The organism is uncultured Pseudoteredinibacter sp., assembly GCF_947500695.1.
Taxonomy (GTDB): Bacteria; Pseudomonadota; Gammaproteobacteria; order Pseudomonadales; family Cellvibrionaceae; genus Pseudoteredinibacter.
The window spans coordinates 1-19241 of record NZ_CANMSS010000001.1 but is presented as its reverse complement, the minus strand read 5'-3'; the positions used below and the strand labels follow the sequence as shown (position 1 = coordinate 19241).

The following is a 19241-nucleotide window of genomic DNA, read 5'->3' as shown; positions in this document are numbered from 1 at the left end:
ACTATGACAGAGCGGCAATTAGGCTCAAGCACACATAGGAGGTAGGGTCTTATCGCGAGGTCAGCCAATACTTAATACCCCGATAGGAGTAAGTCACCATTTTATAGCCGAGAAAATCAATCATCACTATTCGCAAATCCCTTATTTATGGCAACTTTAAAGACAAAGTTTTATATACAACAAATTACTAATTTAAAACTGCGATACTCAGCGGCTACCTACAAGGTGGTAGTTTTGCTGATTCAATCGATTCGGGCAGAAAAATAGAAACAGCCAAAGCATGATTTAGGTCAAACCATGCTACCCTGCCCCTTGTAGAGCAATAATAAAGTGTCGAACATAGGCAAGCAGCCTAAGCCTATTATTGAAAGATGTAAGGGGGAGTAATGACCGAGTCAGTATCCACAATCATGCTAGTCGATGATCATCCACTGTTGCGTAAAGGCTTACGTCAACTGCTGGAGTTCGAAGAGGATCTAGCTGTTATAGCCGAAGCCTCTAACGGTAAAGAGGCCATTGCATTAGCAACTGATGAAGAACCCGACTTAATCATCTTAGACCTCAACATGCAGGGCATGGATGGGCTAGAGACCCTCAGAGCTTTACGCGAAGCTGGCGTCAGTTCGCGTATTGTTATGCTCACAGTTTCTGACAGTGATGAAGATGTAGTACTCGCTATCAGTTATGGAGCCGACGGCTATCTTTTGAAGGATATGCCGCCTGAAGAGATATTGGAAAAGATTCGTGAAGCAGCTGTCGGAAAAATGGCTATCAGTGAAAGCCTAACTCAGGTACTTGCCAGCGCGATCAGAGGCAATAAGAGTAAGACCAATCTACTGGCCAAGCTCACCAGTAGGGAGCATGAGATATTAAAGCTTATCGCTAAAGGACTATCCAATAAACTCATTGGACGTGAACTCGATATTACTGACGGGACCGTAAAGGTTCATGTAAAACACATTTTGAAGAAGCTTGAACTGAAGTCTCGCGTCGAAGCGGCCGTATGGATGGTCAATCAAAAATAGTCCCCATTCACTTGAGAGAGCCATATTATGAATTGTTGTGAAGGGTCCGGCTTGCTCCCTTTAGAAATAGCGCTAGAAAAATTATTGAAACAAATTTCACCGGTGGGTGATATCGAAAAACGCGACTTAGAAGACTCTTTAGACGCCATACTTGCCGAAGATATCCACTCGGCTATTGACGTACCTAGCTATGACAATTCGGCAATGGATGGCTATGCCTTTAATAGTCAAGACGGTAAAGCCGGAAACCAGCTAAGCGTAGTTGGAAAGTCTTTCGCAGGTTCACCCTACCCTGGTGAAGCACTGCAGGGTCAATGCATACGAATTATGACGGGAGCACCCGTACCAAAGGGGTGCAACACCGTTATTATGCAGGAGAATTGCCTAATAGATCGCGATACAATTGTTCTTCAAACTGATTGTGCTGCAGGTAATAATATTCGCTTAGCCGGAAATGATATAGGCAAGGGGCAGTTGGTATTAGCTGCTGGCAAGCGCCTCTCCCCAAGTGATTTAGGCTTACTTGCTTCGATCGGGAAATATCGAATACCAGTAAGACGGAGGCTTAAAGTGGGTCTCTTCTCAACCGGGGACGAACTACGACTTCCCCAACAAAGCCTCGACCCAGCATGTATCTATGATAGTAATCGCTTTGTCGTGGCCGCCATGCTCAAACGTCTCGATATGGAAGTGCTGAATTTGGGTATTATTCCTGATGAGCCCGAGGCCTTACGCAGAGCTTTTCAACGCTGCAAAGAAAGTTGCGATGCCATTGTCTCAAGCGGAGGAGTCTCTGTTGGGGAGGCCGACTACACTAAAGATATTCTTGATGAAATGGGTAAAATCGAGTTTTGGAAGCTGGCCATTAAGCCTGGAAAGCCCTTTGCCTTTGGCAAGCTATCTGGCACACCCTTCTTTGGCCTGCCAGGCAACCCAACTTCAGCTGCTGTAACTTTTCACCAGTTAGCGATACCAGCCCTGCAGAAACTATCTGGAGCGCATCCACAAGAAACACTAAGTCTTAAAGTTCCAGCACCAGATCACATAAGAAAACGATCAGGTAGAACCGATTTCCAAAGAGGGTTTATCTCCCAAAACCGAGATGGCGAATACATACTCAATTGTGGAATCGATCAAAGCTCTGGGATGCTTAGTTCAATGAGCCGAAGTAACTGCTATATAAAACTAGAGCGCGACAGAGGCCCTATCGATGCTGGAGAACAAATAGAGTTGATTCCGTTTGATAGATGGCTGCAATAATAGGACTGAGAACTCTCAGCCGGCTAATGGTCGGCTAGGAGACTTGCGTAAATAGATACAAAAGTAAAACAAACACCCCAAACCAAAAACCAGACAATAGCTTCCAGAATAATAGGCCACTGCTATTGCTTTGACTGGGTGGGTCTTCACGTAGAAAATCTGGATTGGGGTTTCTTAGATCCTGATAAAAATCACTAACCGTCCTATAACGATCCTCTAAGTCAAACTCCACCCCTCTTCGCAAAGCCCTATCAAACCAAATAGGAATCACAGGGTTATGTTCACTGGCGGGGATATAGCTCAAGCGATGGTATTGTGCAGCGCTAGTATATTCATCTACCGCTGGACCATAAGGCAATTGGCCAGTGAACATCTCATACGCAATCGTAGCCAGCGAGTATACATCACCAGCGATCCCGGGGTTTCTACCTAGCAAATAAATAGGGTCGGAGTAACTAGCTGTACCTAAAGCCGCCTCAAAAATATCTGGGCAACGTAACTCCGCAAGTCCTGCCACATAAACTGAGCCAAAATCCACGATTAATACCCTACCCTCAATATCTATCATAACGTTGGCCGGTTTGAGGTCTTGATGAATCGCTTCATTGTCATGAAATGCCTGTAATCCCTTTGCTATCTGCTCAATAATTGCGATGGACCTTTTAGGGCTAGGTGGCTGATGATCGTTAATCCATTTGTCCAGGCTTTGCCCTTCTATATACTCCATTAAATAGTAAAGCGCTGTTTTTTGCCTTTGCGGGCGAATGACTTTCACTACATGATCTGATTTTATACGCTGACCAATCCACTCCTCCTGAACAAAACGCTCAATGTAGCTTTCGTCATCCTCAAAATTTCTAGAAGGAATTTTCATTGCATAGCGGTTTTTACTTTCCTTATCCTTTACTAGATAAAGTTGGCTGCGACTGGAGGAAAACAGCTCTTTTTCGATGATATAGCCGTCTAACTGCACTCCCTTAGCCAGGGAATCTGGAGGGAAAGGTAACCGTTTGCTTTTTTCATTGCTATCTTCAAATGGAGATTCGGGCAAGCACTCAATATCAGCTACAATAACGCTCACGTTATCATCACTGCCGTTGGATAGAGCTTGATCAAACAGTGCGCACACGTGAGATCGGTCACAAGGTTTGTTTTTCAGAGATGCCTGTAGATCCTGGTGCGCAACAAAATCGTGAAGCCCATCACTGCTCAATAGAAAACGATCGCCCTTGCCAATGGCCTGCTGACCGTAATCTAAGGGCAAGTGATTATCCATTCCTATAGCCCGAGTAAGGAAAGACTGTGATTCCGTTACCTTACGGGAATGGTCTCGAGATAAACACTTCAAGACGCGGTCTTGTTCAGACAGGTAGTAAATACGACTATCACCGATATGGAAAAAGTGAGCTGTTTGTCCTTTGATAACCAGTGCGCTAAATGTGCTTAAATAGCCCTTGCCTTCACTGCCGTATTCATGGCTGCGTCGATAGAGTCTTAGATTTATTGTGGAAAGAATATTCTCCCCGCAATGACTCACCGACCAAGTGTCTGGAGTTTGGTAGTACTCCTGAATAAACCGTTTGACTGCTTGTTCACTGGCCTCTCGACCAGCGCCAGCCGAAGAAACTCCATCAGCCACAGCCAAAACAATACCCTTAGAGCGCAGCAAATGAGGATCTTCGGGAATATGTATAGCCGCAAAATCCTCATTTATTTTGGGTTGCTTGCGGCCAGTTTCACAAAGACTGGCCGCTGACAGCTTTAGAGTTTCTGCCATAGGATGGATTAACCTACTTCAATCATTTGAACCGTACCATCTGGAAGCACCTCAGAGATGGTTCCTTTAGGTTCATCTAACATCATTGCGATAAAGAACACAATTAAAGCGGAAGCACCAATCAACATAAAGAAGGTACTATAGTCCACGAAACTTAGTATGGTTAAATAAGTCACCGCACCTACATTTCCATAAGCCCCCGTCATACCGGCAATCTGTCCAGTCATACGTCTTTTGATTAAAGGAACGATCGCAAAAACAGCGCCTTCACCAGCTTGCACAAAGAAAGAGCAACACATAGTGGCAATAACAGCAGCCGGAATCCACCATGCGGAATCCACTTGGCTCAGCACAAAATAACCAACCGCTAGACCGCCGATGAGAATCATCAAAGAGCGACGACGACCAAAGTTATCTGAGAACCAGCCACCCGTTGGGCGTGCCACTAAATTCATAAAGGCAAAGCCGGAAGCCAACAGACCTGCCTTAACAGGATCTAAACCTTCGAAAGTTTCTAAGAAAAACAAAGGTAACATCGACACCACGGCTAACTCAGAACCAAATGTAACAAAATAAGACCAATTCAAAATAGCAACTTGCTTAAATTTATATTTGTCTAACTCTGGAACACCCTCGGTGAGGTGTTCCTTGTTCACCCTCCAGATTTGCATAGTTTGATAAATGAATAAAACCACTAGCACAACCCAAATTGCATACATTGCGGTTTCTGAAAGCAAGGCAACACCAGAGGGTGACAACTTCCATGACAACACCGCTAAGGCGGCATACATCGGGATATTCATTAACAAGTAGAGGTAAAAATCGCCTTTACTCGTCACTTCTAATCCACCTGACTTCTTTGGCTTAAAGTAGGTAGAACCTTTGGGGGTATTACGGGCTGTAAAGTAATAAAATACCCCGTAGAAACCAGCAATAATACCAGTGGTAGCCAGGGCATAACGCCAACCATCTTCTCCACCATAAAACAAAGCTAGGGTTGGCAGAGACATCGCCGCTGCCGCTGAACCGAAGTTCCCCCAGCCGCCATATATACCTTCAGCGATACCCACAGACTTATGTGGAAACCACTCTCCAATCATGCGAATGCCAATCACAAAGCCAGCGCCGACAAAGCCCATCAAAAAGCGCATCAATGCTAACTGCTCATAACTATTGGCTGTGGAGAAGGCGATACACAAAAAGGAGGAAACGACAAGGAGGCTACTATAAACCTTACGCGGCCCAAGTTTATCAACCAAGATACCGATAACAATTCGCGCCGGAATAGTTAACGCAACATTGAGAATCATTAGCGCCTTTACTTGCTGGCTACTCATGTCAAAAGCGTCTTTCATGAATACCAATAAAGGGGCATGGTTAAACCAAACCATAAAGGTTAGAAAAAATGCAAACCAAGTAATGTGCAAAGTTTTTATCTTTGCATCACTTAGTTTAAAAATATTTATCTTATGTTCGCTAGACATAGCTCCTCCAACAGGGCAGCGGTTAAACAACGACAAACAGAAATTGTCACTGATAGTGTCGAAGTCTGTGCCTTTATAGCCCACGCGCTGTTGATTTGGGTCAACTTATGCAGGCCAAGATTCGGAGCTTCTTGGCGAAAATACCTATAAAGTTATAAATTCAAATTTAAAAATTGAGCCCATAGCCTATCAAATTCGCCCAAACTACCTACTTAGTGGTACACCCAGAGAAACACATAGATATAAATGAGTAAGGCCTGCTAGGAATTTTTAAAAACTGTTTAAATACAGCTATTCGTTAAAGAGAAAATCACTATGGAACTTAAAAGCCGCGCCCTTTGGTTTGGGTTCATCGCCTTTACTGTTAACTTCTCAGTGTGGGTACTCTACGCCGCATTAGGCATAAACTTGCACTCTGATTTAGCGATAAGCTCTACGGAGCTAGGCATATTGCTGGCCTCACCGGTTATTAGTGGAGCGGTCTTAAATGTACTGGCTGGCTTTCTAGCGCAACGCTATTCACCTAGGCGATGCTTTGTTTGGCAGATGATTGCCACCCTACCAGCCCTGCTATTACTACCACAGGCCAACGATCTTTCCGACTATATTTGGGTGGGGATTGGCCTAGGCACATCCGGCATGGCATTTACATTTGGCCTAAGTTATATACGTGAACATTTTTCAAAACAGAAAACAGGCTTAGCAATGGGGGTATTTGGTGCTGGTAACGCTGGCGCTCTAATAACCCTTGGCTTGACTCCTATTTTTATCGAACTGTGGGGATTTAAAAATATCGGATATATCTATGCTGCTTTGCTTTTCCTTAGCGCCTTCTGTTTTGCCTTACTCGCTCCCAAGGCACCACGCCTGCAACGTTTTACAGCTGACCATCAAAATGTAAACCTACTCAAGAAACTACAAATCTGGCGTTTCGGTCTTTACTATTTTTTTGTTTTTGGTAGCTTTTTAGCGCTACTATTGTGGTTGCCCAGTTATTATGTAAAAGCCTATCAACTAGAAGCTAATCAAGCCATGGCTTTTTGTCTAGTATTCGTTGGCAGCTCAAGTCTAGCGCGTGCCTTTGGAGGCTGGCTTTCTGATCAGTACGGTGGCCGAACGATAAACTGGTCCGTGTTTTGGATATGTCTAGTTTGCTTGTTTTTTCTTTGCTACCCACCAACAACTATGACTATCCACGGCATAGAACATGATGTTGAATTACACATTGAAGTCGGCTTATGGACATTTAGCTGCTTAATTTGGGTTATTGCAATAGCGATTGGCTTTGGCCGGGCTAGCGTTATCAAATTGATTTACGATTATTACCCCAAGCAGCTACCTCAAGCTGCGGGTATCGTTGCAGCCCTTGGCGCTCTTGGAGGAAGCATTCTTCCAGTCACTTTTGGTTTAGCTGAAGAATGGTTAGGCATACATAGCGCTAGCTTTATGTTGCTATACGGAATTCTGGCCTTATGTATGATCAGCATGCACTTTGCCAATAAAAGCGATCGCCAGCGTCAAAGATTGCGAAATGCGGTAGAAAATAACTTCCTCGAATTTGATTAAGAGATCGAGTAATACCTAAAAGGTGTTAGCAATTGAAGCATTATCGGTAGTGCCATTGGCAATATGACCTAGATCAAAGGACGGGCTGCCATCAAGAGTAAGCTCATTGATTCATTACCTGAGAGGATATTTCAATGAGCATTCGCCTTCCCTATAGCGCTAAATCTATTTGCTGCGCTTCATTTGGTACAGTAATGGCCGTTCTTGCCAACTATTCAGCAGCAGCTGATACGGGGGCTGAAAGTGCTATCGATAAACTGGTAAATGACAGTAAAAGTCAAATCAGCTTTCGCTATCGCTATGAGGGTGTCGATCAAGATGGTTTTAATGAAGACGCGAACTCAAACACAGTTCGCACTCGACTAAGCTGGACTTCTGGAACGCTAAATAACTTCTCCGCCAAAATTGAACTCGACGATGTAAGAAGTATTGGGGATGACGACTATAACAGCACAGCTAACGGAAACGGTCAGTTTCCTGTTGTGGCAGACCCAGAGGGTAGCGAATTAAACCAGGCGTATATTCAATATAGCCACAAAGGGTTTACGGCCATCGCTGGTCGCCAAGGTATTAAATTAGACGACCAACGCTTTGTGGGTACGGTTGGCTGGCGTCAGAACGAACAAACCTATGACGCACTAAGATTAAAGTACAAAGGCAAAACTACCAAATTCGACTATAGCTATGTAGATAATGTAAATCGCATTTTTGGTCCCGATGGCGATAAAGCTAACCTAAAAGGCGGCAGCCATCTACTCAATGTCAACTTGGATTTGAGCAAGGGCCATAAAGTAACCGTTTTTGACTATTACCTAGATTTCGATAAGGCTGCAGCCTTATCCAGTAATACTTACGGACTGCGATATACCGGAAAGTTCTCCCCGGTGAACCTAACAGCCAGCTATGCCAAGCAATCAGACGCTGCTAGCAACCCTATTAGCTACGATGCAGATTATTGGTTGATAGACCTAAGCGGTAAAATCGGCAACATAAAGTGGAAACTAGGCCAAGAGACACTGGGTAGCGACAATGGTGTTAAGGCCTTCAATACGCCTCTTGCAACACTACATAAATTCCAAGGGTTTGCAGATAAATTTTTAAGTACGCCAAATGGTGGTATCGAGGATCGCTATATCGGTTTCGGAAGCAAGCTCTCAGGGATAGCTTTCAATATAACCTACCACCAACTGCAATCAGAGCATAACTCAAGTGATCTCGGTAGTGAATGGGATGCATCAGCGGCTTATAAGTTCAACAAGCACCTTAAGGGGTTAATTAAGTACGCCAGCTATGACGCCGATAGCCATGCTACTGACACCAATAAAATCTGGGTTCAGTTTCTCTTTACCCTATAGCGTCAAAACAGAAATATCTGCTTGAAAAGCGGGATTTGCTTTCGCAAATCCCGCTTCGCTTGTTGCCGCTTTGCCGAGCGGCTTTTCTCATGAACCCCGCCTTTTTTCATTAGCGGGTTTTGTGATATCGGGTTTCCCCGTCGATGCAGTTTATCTGTTTTCTTTGCCATATCTACTCCGTTTCAATGTACTAAGCAACCTAACCTTTAACGCATAAAACTTGCTTTAATACATACAATACATCTACCAAATCCTTTTGGTTTTCCATCACCGTATCGATGTCTTTATAGGCCCCAGGTATCTCATCAATCACGCCCTTATCTTTACGGCACTCCACACCTTGAGTTTGCTGTAAAAGGTCTTCGCGCTTAAAGCGACGTCGAGCTTCTGTGCGACTCATCTTGCGACCTGCACCATGAGCGCAAGAACAAAATGATTCCTCTTGCCCTTTACCACGGACAATATAAGAGCGTGCCCCCATGCTACCCGGGATGATACCCAGCTCACCTTCGCCTGCGCGAATAGCGCCTTTGCGAGTAACATAGACATCCTCACCATAGTGGCTTTCGAGGCTAACGTAGTTATGGTGGCAATTAATAGCCTTGGCCTCCAAGCTAAAGTCAGGTAACAGGGGTTTAATCGCACGAACGACAAGATTAAACATTTCCTCCCGATTGATGCGAGCATATTCTTGAGCCCAAGCTACGGCTTCCCAATAATCAGCAAAGTGTTCACTGCCCTCTACAAAATACGCTAGATCTTTGTCCGGTATATTTTGCCAGTTACGTTGCATGTCTTTTTTAGCCAGCTGAATAAAATAACGACCGATGGCATTACCAACACCCCGACTACCGGAATGCAGCATTATCCAAACATCGTCACTGTCATCGACACATAACTCAATAAAGTGATTGCCACTGCCCAGCGTCCCTAATTGCTTTACCCAGGTTTGCTGTGGCTGGCGAAACATTTTTAATAGCACCGGATGCTTTTCAAAAAGACGCAAAATACCAGGTTCCAACACCTTGCAAGCCGAAGTGCGAGCCGAGATCATCTTGTGGGCCGCAGCACCTACCGGTACCGCCCGCTCTATCTCACTGCGCATTTCCTTTAAGTTATCTGGCAGCTGCGACGCTTTAAGACTTAGCTTTGCCGCCACCATACCACAACCAATATCCACACCGACTGCAGCCGGAATAATGGCCGATTTGGTGGGAATAACTGAGCCAACAGTGGCGCCAATTCCCATATGCACATCTGGCATTGCTGCGATATGAGAATGAATAAAAGGCAGCTGCGACAAATTCTTCAACTGGCTAAGCGCACTTTGCTCAACGTCTCGAGTATAAATTTTTACTGGCTTATATCCATTTTTAGCGCCAGCATTTAATTCCATTTTTACAGGCATAATAGTTCCCTACCTCTTTATTTGAGGCATAAGTTTTTGTTTCCTTCCTTAGGAGCCAATAAAAAAGCCCCGATTGTTTCCAACCGGGGCTTTTAAAAGAAAGATCCGCATTGGAAGGTATTAATAACCTTCCAAGCAAAAGCACTCAAAAGATTATTTTTGTTTATTAAGTTGTAATGTTCCTTGTTTCATTTGAGTGCTCCTCAGTAAATTTGTGAATGAATTTCAGGCGGCAATAATAGTAACAAATAGTTTAAAGTCAACTATTTTTTATTAATCTCTTGCGGCAGACTGCTTTCTTTCAGAGTAACGGTCTACAAGATAGTCTTTTTGCTCACGACTTAAATAGGTAAACTTAACAAGCTCTTCCATTACATCAACAATTCGATCGTAGAAAGCGGAAGGTTTCATACGATTATCTGCATCAAACTCTTGCCAGACTTTAGCAACAGAAGATTGATTTGGAATGGTGATCATACGCATCCACCTGCCTAAAACACGTAATTGGTTCACCGCGTTAAAGGATTGTGAGCCACCTTCCACTTGCATTACAGCAAGTGTCTTACCCTGGGTAGGACGCACCGCACCTATTTTTAACGGCACCCAGTCGATTTGGTTTTTAAATACAGCACTCATAGAACCATGACGTTCAGGCGAACACCAAACCTGCCCTTCCGACCATTCCATTAACGAAAGCAACTCTTTGACTTTTGGGTGCGATACATCGGCCGAATCAGCCAAAGGGAGACCTTCAGGGTTAAAAATTTTTGTTTCCGCCCCGAGAGACTCTAGTATCCGAGCGCTCTCTTCCGCCACCATTCGACTGAAGGATCGGTCCCTCAATGAGCCATACAACAAAAGTATTTTCGGCTTTTCCGCCATACTATCGACGCTTGGCGTCTTAAACGCCTGCTTTTGGATATTCTCTAGATTTCGCATCATAACCACCAATTAATACGCCACTTCATATATATGCTTTACCATATATTGAATACCTTATTCTACTCAAGTAATATTTTGTTAAGTACTATAGATTTTCCTAAGACCCCCTAAGAAACCAAGCCGATAGTCCTTGCTATTGTAGTACTAATAACTGGATATCATCCGGCGGATAACGAACCCAAGGACCGTTCGCCAAGCCTCGTCGACTTCTGCAGACCAATGTTCATCAAATTCTGCCGCGCTAAGTACCAGCGAATCAAGCCATAAATTATAGAGCTCTGGTTTTATATTGAGATGATGACGATCATGTGTTTCTGAGCGCAATTTTAGTTCAGCCAAGGCTTCTGGGTCGCCATCAATGGCATGTGCGGAAAGCTGCAATGAGCGCAGTAGCATCCTGTTTTGTTTCTCGAAACTGGTATAGCGAAAACGACGCTCTATATCTGGAGAGGCCGACATAAATCGACGATAGAAAGATGGGACAAATTCGTCTTGCGCAGAGCAGCGCTCTAAGCTGGCCAAAAAACGGGATTTTGGAGTCTCATCGTAGCTCGCATCCACCATAAGCGGCATCTTCCTCCTAGAATGCTATGCACATAGCTATACCCATAAAGTTAGCCCGAAAACGGCGTTTGTCAACGTCGTAAAACCCAATCAGTCACCACTTAAGCAAGGGTATCTTAGCGCTTGAACGAGGTTGCATATGCAGTTTCTCCCCCCACAGGTGAATCTAGGTTTTAACACAAAATCATAGGTATTCTTATTCATAAACCGCTAGAATGCGCCGTTTCTCCAAACAATAGGTATAGAATGAAAATAACTCCCAAGCTGCGGCAAAGCTGGATGCAATGGCACGCCTATATCGGCTGTTTTTTCTTGCCATTTATTGTGTTGTTTTCTATCACCGGCACTCTCTACTTGCTAGACGTTAAAGGTAACAACAGTGAAGTATTGCATTTTTCGATTACTGGCGAAGCTTGGCCTGAAGATCAGGCAAGCGCGCAAACTTTTGTACTACAGCAATTACATGAAAAAGATTCCACCATCGAGGTCACAAGCCTACCCGATAATTACTTTAGCAGTGCCAGTCGCCATAGCTGGTTTGCTTATCATTACAGCACCGCACTGAGCAAAACCAATAAACCCAATGAACCATTTACTATTGAGTTTAATCGTCATGGCCTTTGGAAGAAAATTCTCTATATCCATTTTGGCTTAGCCGGCCCTATATTTAAAACCTTGGGGATTATCTTTGGGCTTTGCCTGCTATTTAGTGCCATCAGCGGCTTGCTTTTGTTGCTGTCCAGCCCACGTTATAAAACCATGGCAACAGTTGGAATTGCCTCTAGCAGCTTAATTCTACTTTTAGCCTATCTGATTAGCTAAAACACGGCCTCATTACCCATTTTAAATCTCCTATATGGCGCCAATTGAAATGCCATTGGCGCCAGAGAGAAAGCCCTTCTCAACGCTAGCCGTTACTATTTGGCCTTAGCAATTTAGTTTTAAACAGTTTATTTAGTCGAGAGAAGGCAAGCCAATGAACGTAAATACATTGCCCACAGGCAGGCGCGCACTCGTTTCAGAGTTTGCTGAAGATCCAGTAAAAGCGGTGAATGAGCATATAGCGCTTGAAGACCAAGCGGTTCCTGATACTAGCAGCTTACAGGCCCAAGATATTATTGTGCAGGTAAAGAGCGCTGCGGTGGGCTGGGTTGATCTTTTAATGACCAGCGGCTTATACCAACATACGCCGCCACCACCTTATAGTCCGGGCCTTGAGTACAGCGGTATTGTGGTTTGGGTAGGTGCTGACGTTGATTCTAAGCAAGTAGCCGTTGGCGATAGAGTATTAGTTGATGGTTTTCAGGCGGGGCCTCGCTCAGCGGGTAACTATCAGCAATATGGTGGCTTTGCCTCTTATGCTGTAGCACCTGCAAGGGCCTCCCATAAAATCCCCGCCGACTTTGGCTTTGCAGAAGCCTGTAATCTACTTGGCAGCTATGAAACCGCCTATCACTGCCTAGTGACACGCGGCCAACTTAAGGCCGGTGAGACTGTGTTAATTCACGGCGCTTCGGGCGCAACGGGTATGGCTGCTGTCCATATAGCCAAGTTATTGGGTGCCACTGTTATCGCTACTGGCCGTTCGGACGCCAAACTTAAAGTCGTCCAAGAGCAAGGCGCCGATCACATTATCAACTGTAAAGACCCAAATCACCCTAAGGGAGTTACCCGCTTTCGCGACGAGGTTAAGGCCCTTACTGATGGCAAAGGTGTAGATGTTGTCTATGATGGCGTTGGCGGTGCTATATCATTGGAGAGCATGCGCTGCGTAAAATTTAATGCGCGCTTTCTAGTGGTCGGCTGGGCTGCAACGCCCTTTGTTGCCAAGGGTGAAAAAGGTGAAAGTAATGCCAATATGCTGCCCACCAATTTGATCATGATGAAAAGCTTGCAGGTACTGGGTTGCCCAACTGTTATCTCAACACAGTTTGATCCTAGTAGCCGAGCCCCGCGTTTTAATCAGATTATGCAATGGGTGAGCGAAGGTAAAATCAAACCCTTTATTTCACACCAGTTTAGCTTGGACCAGGTGCGTGAAGCTCTGCTCGCCAAATGGAATGGTGATGTCATCGGTGGCTGCGCCATAAATCTCCCTGAGTTATAACTAATTTAGCACTCCAGTAGGCCAGCCTCTGGAGTGCCATTCTCCCCCCTACTCACTTATAACGGTAATACAAAGCCTCATCCTGCCTGGCCTGATATACGTATTTTATGGCCACCTAAAAGATATCCCATTATTCCTTGGCTATTTATAATCAAAGAAAAAAGGGCTCGATATGAACATCAATACTCTGTTTTTACGCTGCTTCACTTTTCTTTTAATGTCTCTAATGGCTGTGGCTTCCGCTGCCACAACATCGCCTTCGGCTTTAAAAAAATCAAAACTACAAGACTCTTCTTTATACCCTGTAACGCCTTCTGTACACCCCAATCTTATCGAGCGTGGTAAAAAAGCTGATCAACCACAACTCATTAAAATTAACGATCGCATCCATCAAGCTTTTGCTTATGACTTCTCCAATATATTTTTTATCGAGGGTGATGAAGGCATAATTGTGATCGATTCTGGCTGGTCGGCAGCTGCGGCTCAACGCGCTTTGAATGATTATCGTCAAATCAGCCAAAAACCGATCGTTGCACTGATCTATACCCACGGGCATGGTGATCACCTTGGCGGCGCCAAGATATTTGTTAATGAACGAAAAAACATCCCGGTTGATATTTATGCCGCTGGCAGCTGGCAAGCCCAGCAAAAGCATTTTAATACTGCGTTATCAGCCCATGTCACCATGCGAGCCGCTGCACAGCTGGGTGCTTTATTGCCTGACGGAGAACACGGCCGCGTAAATATTGGCGTGGGTAAAATGCAAATCAAGGATGTTCACATTGATTTTGTGCCGCCTACAAAAGAAATTCAGCAAGCAGCGCAGATTAATATTGCCGGCGTGCCCATAGAACTCACCCCCATCCCATCAGAAACTATCGACCAACTGTTTATTTGGTTACCCGAAGATAAAGTGATGCACGCGGCCGATGTGGCGGCCAGCACTCTCCCCATTCTATCAACACCACGAAATGAACCCGATCGCTCACCACTGGGGTTTATTGATGCCATGGAATTTATGATGAGTAAGCCTATAGAGCATTTAGTTGCTGGGCACTCATTACCGATTGCTGGCAATAGCAAGGCCATGGACGCCCTTTTGGTCCAGCGTGATGCGGCCCAATTTATATATGATCAAACGATTCGCGCGTTGAATATGAACTTAGGGCCAAGGGAGGCGGCTGAATTTGTAAAACTTCCGAAGCATCTTAGCGAGCACGCCTTACTAAGCGAAAGCTATCATCGTGTAGCTTGGATAGTCCGTGGCTTGTATTCCCGCTATGGTGGCTGGTTTAGCGGTGACTCGGTGGATCTCAACCCTTTAGAAAAAGCTGAAGAAGCCAAACGCATTATTCAGCTAGCCGGCGGCAGTAATAAACTCTTAAATAAAGCCAACAAAGCATTTAAAGACAAAGACTATCAATGGTCTGCACAGCTCGCTAATTATCTGTTGCAGACTAAGCGCCACGTCCAAACAGCTAAAGCGCTGAAGATCGCATCCTTAAAAGCTATGGCCTACAACTCAGCGAGTGGAAATCAACGTCACTATATGTTGAGTGATGCAATGGCATTGCAATTGGGCATTGGCTCTGAACAAGTACGCAACCGACCACGCAGCACCGCTCCACTTAAGCCTTTAGCCGCAAAAGAGTTGTTAAGGTTACTTGGGCCACAGCTAAATCCGACCTTAAGCCTCGATAAAAATATCACTGTTGCAATGAATATCCGCGATGCAGATAAGAGCACAGACAAACACTTTATAACTGTTCGCCACGGTGTTTTTCAGTACGCTGATCGAAGTGTGAAAGACAGCGATGTCACGGTGACCATTGATCGAGCGACCCTGGAGAGGCTGCTAGCCTTACAAGGCAGCTGGTCAAAAGAGATAACAGCTGGCAAGGTGAAAATTACAGGCAATCCCGAGGTTTTCAAAGACTTCCTAGCCTCTTTTGATTTCTCAGCAGGATAAGCCCTACAATAAGCCCCATGGCTGAAATAAAAACACAATGTTATGCGCACTTTTTACGCCCTTTAATTAGGGTATTGGAGGCGCATAATCTTGATTCTAGCTCTGTGCTTGAAGCCGCAAATTTAGATTGCTCAGTACTGCAAGAGCCCTACCAAATTATCACGCATCAGCAGTTGGCGATTTGTTTTAGCCATGCAGCCACTTTGGAGGTGCCTGAAGAGCTCGCATTTGACGTTGGGCAAGCTATTGGCCTTGCCGATAAAAGCGCACTTGGTCATGCTCAGCTTGCATCAAAAACCCTGCGGCACATCATGGCATTAGGCCAAAAATATATGCCTATGTTTATGCCGCTTTTGCAGTGGGATATGCTCGTAAAAGCAAAGTCGCTATCGCTTAAATACAAGGCCCAGATTCCAGAAGCATTTAAAAAATGTCTTTCCAAGGAAGGAGCAGGAAAGCTTGAGCGCTTTTTAATTGACATGATGCTCAGCATGCATCTGCATCAGGCCGCAAGATTGGACGAAAATTTACAAGCTGATTTATTACAGCTACCAGCCGCTAAGGACAATGAACTATCTATACATGATAGAATTTTTAAAGGTGAGATTATTTACAGCGGCCGGCAATCGATCATTCGTTTTCCCATGAGCGCTTTTGATGTAACCCTGCCCAATTACGACCAGCGCATGGTGGATAATCTAGAGCAGCAATGCATCAAACTAAAATCCGCCCTGCAAAAAGAACCTTGCATAATCGAACAAGTGACTCTTGCCTTAAAGGCTCGTCCCGGGCACTTCCCCAGTCTTGAACAGCTTGCTGAAAAGCTCGAGCTCAGCACAAGAACCTTACGCCGCCGCTTAAACGATAAAAACAGCAACTATCAAAGCCTATTACAAGAGGCCAAGCAGGATATTGCGAGCGACTACTTACGATCTTCGGAATTGCCCATAAGTGAAATAGCCGAGCTCTGCGGCTTTAGTGAAACCCGCAATTTTGTCAGCATGTTTAAGCGCTGGCAGCGGTGCACCCCCAGCGAATACCGACTGCAATACAGAAAAATAGCCTCGTCAGAATAGCGAATTAAAATGGCTACTTTTTGAAGTTGCCCCAAGGATCTGGTTTACCGCCCCGGCTGCTAGTTTTGCTTTTTTTCTCAGCCCGCCCCCAGCTGCCTCGCTCATCGTTGTTATCTCTGCGGTCGCTTCTATCGCTACTACTGCCACCCCAAGGCGAACTGGAGCGACGTCGTTGATTGTCGCTTCTAGAGCTACGACGCTGGGCGTCCCACTCGGCCGCTTTTCTCGCTTTAGTTTCTCTACGCTCTTCGGCATCTTCAATACTTAGCTCGGCCGGTTCGCCAGGAACATCACCATCAGGAACAATTCTGTCGCGCGGTGGCAACTCGAATTGATCCGCCGATGCACGTGGTAAGCTCTTATATTCGTACATATAAAATGCTTCGACTTTTTCTCGAGCCCACTGGGTTTTCTTTAGGAATTTTACGGCCGATTCAAGGCTGGGATTATTCTTAAAACAGTTGATATTCAAATAAGCATAGAGGATTTCGAAACCATAGTGATCGACAATTTCCGTTAGCATTTGCTTAAGGCCAACCCCATTTAATGGGTTGTTCTTATAGTTAATCTCGTCGTTCACAGTAAGCTCCGAATAGTGTAGGGGCCGCGATTATACACAAATGTAAGCCCTTAACAGTGGCTAATTGCCAAGGCCTTACTGCGGAATACTCCAGCTCGACTCCAAAAACTCAATAAACGCTTTAATCTTGGGCGAATTACGCTGGTGTTTTGAATATATCGCATAAACACCACTGTTAAAGTTGCTTGGGGTCACTTCATAGCCCTCTAATACTGGCAGTAGACTCCCAGCCTCCAGCGCTTCATTCACACCCCAAGTCGGCTGGATAATGATTCCACCACTATCGATGGCACATTGATATAGCATCTTAGCATTATTACTGCGAAGCCAGCTGTGTTCAGCATTAATGCGAATCTGCTCATCTCCCTTGCGCAATAACCATGCAGCAGAGCGATTTGGGAAGGCATAGGTCATCAGCTGATGTTGTTTAAGATCTTCAGGCTTTTCAATCTTCGGGTGCCGAGCTAGATAATCTGGGCTGGCCGCCAATACAAAGGTGTGTGCGCCCAAAGGCCTTGCTATCAACTCCGAATCGTTCAGTATGCTTAAGCGAATCACCACATCAAAGCCATCGGCCAATATGTCCACCAAGCTATCATTGGCGATCAGCTCTAACTGAATATCAGGGAAGCGCTGATGAAAGTGGCTAAGTGCCGGCCCTATATGACTATCACTGAACCACCAAGGCACGCTCACCCGCAAGCGCCCCGAGGGCTGCCCTGCATGGCTTGGCAGGCTACTGCAGGCCGCATCCAACTGCGGCAATAGATCTCGTACGCGGGTAAACAGCTCTGAACCAGCATCCGTGGTACGCACCACACGTGTGCTGCGCACCAGCAAGGCTTCGCCGAGCTGCTGTTCCAATTGACTTACCTGACGCGATATAGAGGAGTTGGCACAAGACAAGTGCTCGGCGGCGGCGCTAAAACTGCCCTGCTCGACAACGGCTATAAAGGCTCTCAATGCGTTTAGATCATGCATTAGTCACATTCTCTCTGCTCAAATCAATCTTGATTATTGCATATACGGAATAATAATTTCCATATTTGCCCATTATCGAAAATATAGCCTTCCCATAGAATGGCTGCCATTCCACTCATACAACACAGGAAGGATCTTATGAAACATGAAACCGTATTATTGATTAATGGAGCCCAAAGCCAAGGAGTTGCCGAAGGCCAGCTAAACAAAACCCTATTTGATCAAGCAATTGAGTTGCTGTCGCCGCATTTTAATATTCTTAGCACGCAAGTGAGCCAAGGCTATGATATTCGCCAAGAGCAGGAGAAGTTTGCTCAAGCGGATATTGTGATTTTTCAGTACCCGGTGTTTTGGTTTAGCCTGCCCAGTGACTTCAAGCGCTATTTAGATGAAGTTTATGAAATGGGTGTCTTCTTTGGTGGTAGCGAACGCTACGGTGAAGGCGGCCTGATGCAAGGCAGGCACTATATGCTATCCACTACTTGGAATGCTCCAAGGATTGCTTTCTCTAAACCCGATGAGTTCTTTGAAGGGCAAAGCACTGATGAGGTATTGGTGGGAATGCACAAGGCCCAGCAATATGTCGGCATGAAGCCACTACCCAGTTTTACCGCCCATGATGTGGTGGGTAAACCAGAGCCCGAATACATCCAGCAGCAATGGCGCCAGCATTTAACACAAGCGCTATTAAACGATAAAGAAGAAGCCCGAGCCAGCGCCTAAGCACCACGGCTCCGACAGCGGGGTCAGAACCCGTGGGTTCTGATCCCAGATCAAAGCCGAGATGCTGATGCACTCTCTTAGCCACGTAGAAACCGACAAGGCCAACCCAAACCACCTCACCTAACTGTCGGCTTGATAATCAAACCCACAACATCTTAAAACCCAGTAACTCCCCAAACATCACGGCTTCGACAACGGGGTCAGAACCCATGGGTTCTGACCCCAGTTCGAAGCCGAGATGCTGATGCACTCTCTTAGCCACGTGAATACCCACAAGGCCCACTCAATCCACCTCATCTAACTGCCAGCTTGATAAGCTAACCTTCAACACCCTAAAACCCGCAACACCCCAAACATCACGGCTTCGACAACGGGGTCAGAACCCATGGGTTCTGACCCCAGTTCGAAGCCGAGATGCTGATGC

Annotated in this window: 17 protein-coding genes and 1 other annotated feature; of the genes, 9 read left to right on the top strand and 8 right to left on the bottom strand. The window is 45.4% G+C overall.

The annotated features are described in order from the left end of the window. Positions 1-386 precede the first annotated feature (386 nt). Both narL and glp read left to right on the top strand, forming a co-directional pair. Positions 387-1025, top strand: a complete 639-nt coding sequence (gene narL, locus Q1A08_RS00085; protein WP_299767904.1) for a two-component system response regulator NarL — start codon at positions 387-389, stop codon at positions 1023-1025. 27 nt (positions 1026-1052) lie between these two features. Next, complete coding sequence (gene glp, locus Q1A08_RS00080) at positions 1053-2285, top strand: gephyrin-like molybdotransferase Glp (RefSeq protein WP_299767901.1); 1233 nt, start codon at positions 1053-1055, stop codon at positions 2283-2285. 34 nt (positions 2286-2319) lie between these two features. Here glp and Q1A08_RS00075 read toward each other — a convergent pair whose 3' ends face one another. Next, a complete protein-coding gene (locus Q1A08_RS00075) occupies positions 2320-4062 on the bottom strand; it encodes a bifunctional protein-serine/threonine kinase/phosphatase (protein WP_299767898.1) in 1743 nt (580 codons plus the stop codon). Positions 4063-4070: 8 nt separating this feature from the next. Further along, positions 4071-5546, bottom strand: a complete 1476-nt coding sequence (locus tag Q1A08_RS00070) for a NarK family nitrate/nitrite MFS transporter (protein WP_299767895.1) — start codon at positions 5544-5546, stop codon at positions 4071-4073. Between the two features lie 315 nt (positions 5547-5861). Between Q1A08_RS00070 and Q1A08_RS00065 the strand changes: the two genes are divergently transcribed. Both Q1A08_RS00065 and Q1A08_RS00060 read left to right on the top strand, forming a co-directional pair. Further along, positions 5862-7112: an MFS transporter gene (locus Q1A08_RS00065; protein WP_299767892.1), complete on the top strand. Its 1251-nt coding sequence runs from the start codon at positions 5862-5864 to the stop codon at positions 7110-7112. 134 nt (positions 7113-7246) lie between these two features. Then, a complete protein-coding gene (locus tag Q1A08_RS00060) occupies positions 7247-8467 on the top strand; it encodes an alginate export family protein (RefSeq protein ID WP_299767890.1) in 1221 nt (406 codons plus the stop codon). Between the two features lie 2 nt (positions 8468-8469). Here Q1A08_RS00060 and Q1A08_RS00055 read toward each other — a convergent pair whose 3' ends face one another. The 4 genes from Q1A08_RS00055 to Q1A08_RS00040 all read right to left on the bottom strand — a co-directional run bounded on the left by Q1A08_RS00055 (position 8470) and on the right by Q1A08_RS00040 (position 11390). Beyond that, positions 8470-8637 (bottom strand): hypothetical protein, encoded by a 168-nt coding sequence (locus Q1A08_RS00055; RefSeq protein ID WP_299767888.1) that lies wholly within the window; start codon positions 8635-8637, stop codon positions 8470-8472. 29 nt (positions 8638-8666) lie between these two features. Then, positions 8667-9875 (bottom strand): RtcB family protein, encoded by a 1209-nt coding sequence (locus tag Q1A08_RS00050; protein ID WP_299767885.1) that lies wholly within the window; start codon positions 9873-9875, stop codon positions 8667-8669. Positions 9876-9932: 57 nt separating this feature from the next. Next, positions 9933-10050, bottom strand: a sequence feature (His leader region). 98 nt (positions 10051-10148) lie between these two features. Beyond that, a complete protein-coding gene (gene arsH / locus Q1A08_RS00045) occupies positions 10149-10814 on the bottom strand; it encodes an arsenical resistance protein ArsH (RefSeq protein ID WP_299769889.1) in 666 nt (221 codons plus the stop codon). Positions 10815-10961: 147 nt separating this feature from the next. After that, positions 10962-11390, bottom strand: coding sequence for a globin domain-containing protein (locus Q1A08_RS00040; RefSeq protein WP_299767882.1), 429 nt, complete (start codon positions 11388-11390; stop codon positions 10962-10964). Positions 11391-11564: 174 nt separating this feature from the next. Between Q1A08_RS00040 and Q1A08_RS00035 the strand changes: the two genes are divergently transcribed. From Q1A08_RS00035 to Q1A08_RS00020, 4 genes are all read left to right on the top strand, one after another. Continuing rightward, complete coding sequence (locus Q1A08_RS00035) at positions 11565-12203, top strand: PepSY domain-containing protein (protein ID WP_363323481.1); 639 nt, start codon at positions 11565-11567, stop codon at positions 12201-12203. A 154-nt stretch (positions 12204-12357) separates the two neighbouring features. Continuing rightward, positions 12358-13488, top strand: coding sequence for an NADPH:quinone oxidoreductase family protein (locus tag Q1A08_RS00030; protein ID WP_299767879.1), 1131 nt, complete (start codon positions 12358-12360; stop codon positions 13486-13488). Positions 13489-13660: 172 nt separating this feature from the next. Further along, positions 13661-15457, top strand: a complete 1797-nt coding sequence (locus tag Q1A08_RS00025; RefSeq protein ID WP_299767877.1) for an alkyl sulfatase dimerization domain-containing protein — start codon at positions 13661-13663, stop codon at positions 15455-15457. 17 nt (positions 15458-15474) lie between these two features. Then, complete coding sequence (locus Q1A08_RS00020; protein ID WP_299767874.1) at positions 15475-16533, top strand: AraC family transcriptional regulator; 1059 nt, start codon at positions 15475-15477, stop codon at positions 16531-16533. 13 nt (positions 16534-16546) lie between these two features. On the opposite strand, the gene Q1A08_RS00015 is transcribed toward Q1A08_RS00020, so the two are convergent. Together Q1A08_RS00015 and Q1A08_RS00010 are read right to left on the bottom strand one after the other, a co-directional pair. Continuing rightward, positions 16547-17113 (bottom strand): VF530 family DNA-binding protein, encoded by a 567-nt coding sequence (locus Q1A08_RS00015; RefSeq protein WP_299767851.1) that lies wholly within the window; start codon positions 17111-17113, stop codon positions 16547-16549. Positions 17114-17188: 75 nt separating this feature from the next. Next, entirely contained in the window at positions 17189-18094 is a 906-nt protein-coding gene (locus Q1A08_RS00010) for a LysR family transcriptional regulator (protein ID WP_299767848.1), read from the bottom strand. 138 nt (positions 18095-18232) lie between these two features. On the opposite strand from Q1A08_RS00010, the gene Q1A08_RS00005 reads away from it, so the two are divergent. Next, entirely contained in the window at positions 18233-18817 is a 585-nt protein-coding gene (locus tag Q1A08_RS00005; RefSeq protein WP_299767845.1) for an NAD(P)H-dependent oxidoreductase, read from the top strand. The last annotated feature ends 424 nt before the right edge of the window (positions 18818-19241 follow it).

What these genes read in the sequence shown, in the direction of transcription:
- narL (WP_299767904.1), top strand. Translation starts at nt 387, where the DNA reads ATGACCGAGTCAGTATCCACAATCATGCTAGTCGATGATCATCCACTG.
- glp (WP_299767901.1), top strand. Translation starts at nt 1,053, where the DNA reads ATGAATTGTTGTGAAGGGTCCGGCTTGCTCCCTTTAGAAATAGCGCTA.
- Q1A08_RS00075 (WP_299767898.1), bottom strand. Translation starts at nt 4,062, where the DNA reads ATGGCAGAAACTCTAAAGCTGTCAGCGGCCAGTCTTTGTGAAACTGGC.
- Q1A08_RS00070 (WP_299767895.1), bottom strand. Translation starts at nt 5,546, where the DNA reads ATGTCTAGCGAACATAAGATAAATATTTTTAAACTAAGTGATGCAAAG.
- Q1A08_RS00065 (WP_299767892.1), top strand. Translation starts at nt 5,862, where the DNA reads ATGGAACTTAAAAGCCGCGCCCTTTGGTTTGGGTTCATCGCCTTTACT.
- Q1A08_RS00060 (WP_299767890.1), top strand. Translation starts at nt 7,247, where the DNA reads ATGAGCATTCGCCTTCCCTATAGCGCTAAATCTATTTGCTGCGCTTCA.
- Q1A08_RS00055 (WP_299767888.1), bottom strand. Translation starts at nt 8,637, where the DNA reads ATGGCAAAGAAAACAGATAAACTGCATCGACGGGGAAACCCGATATCA.
- Q1A08_RS00050 (WP_299767885.1), bottom strand. Translation starts at nt 9,875, where the DNA reads ATGCCTGTAAAAATGGAATTAAATGCTGGCGCTAAAAATGGATATAAG.
- arsH (WP_299769889.1), bottom strand. Translation starts at nt 10,814, where the DNA reads ATGCGAAATCTAGAGAATATCCAAAAGCAGGCGTTTAAGACGCCAAGC.
- Q1A08_RS00040 (WP_299767882.1), bottom strand. Translation starts at nt 11,390, where the DNA reads ATGCCGCTTATGGTGGATGCGAGCTACGATGAGACTCCAAAATCCCGT.
- Q1A08_RS00030 (WP_299767879.1), top strand. Translation starts at nt 12,358, where the DNA reads ATGAACGTAAATACATTGCCCACAGGCAGGCGCGCACTCGTTTCAGAG.
- Q1A08_RS00025 (WP_299767877.1), top strand. Translation starts at nt 13,661, where the DNA reads ATGAACATCAATACTCTGTTTTTACGCTGCTTCACTTTTCTTTTAATG.
- Q1A08_RS00020 (WP_299767874.1), top strand. Translation starts at nt 15,475, where the DNA reads ATGGCTGAAATAAAAACACAATGTTATGCGCACTTTTTACGCCCTTTA.
- Q1A08_RS00010 (WP_299767848.1), bottom strand. Translation starts at nt 18,094, where the DNA reads ATGCATGATCTAAACGCATTGAGAGCCTTTATAGCCGTTGTCGAGCAG.
- Q1A08_RS00005 (WP_299767845.1), top strand. Translation starts at nt 18,233, where the DNA reads ATGAAACATGAAACCGTATTATTGATTAATGGAGCCCAAAGCCAAGGA.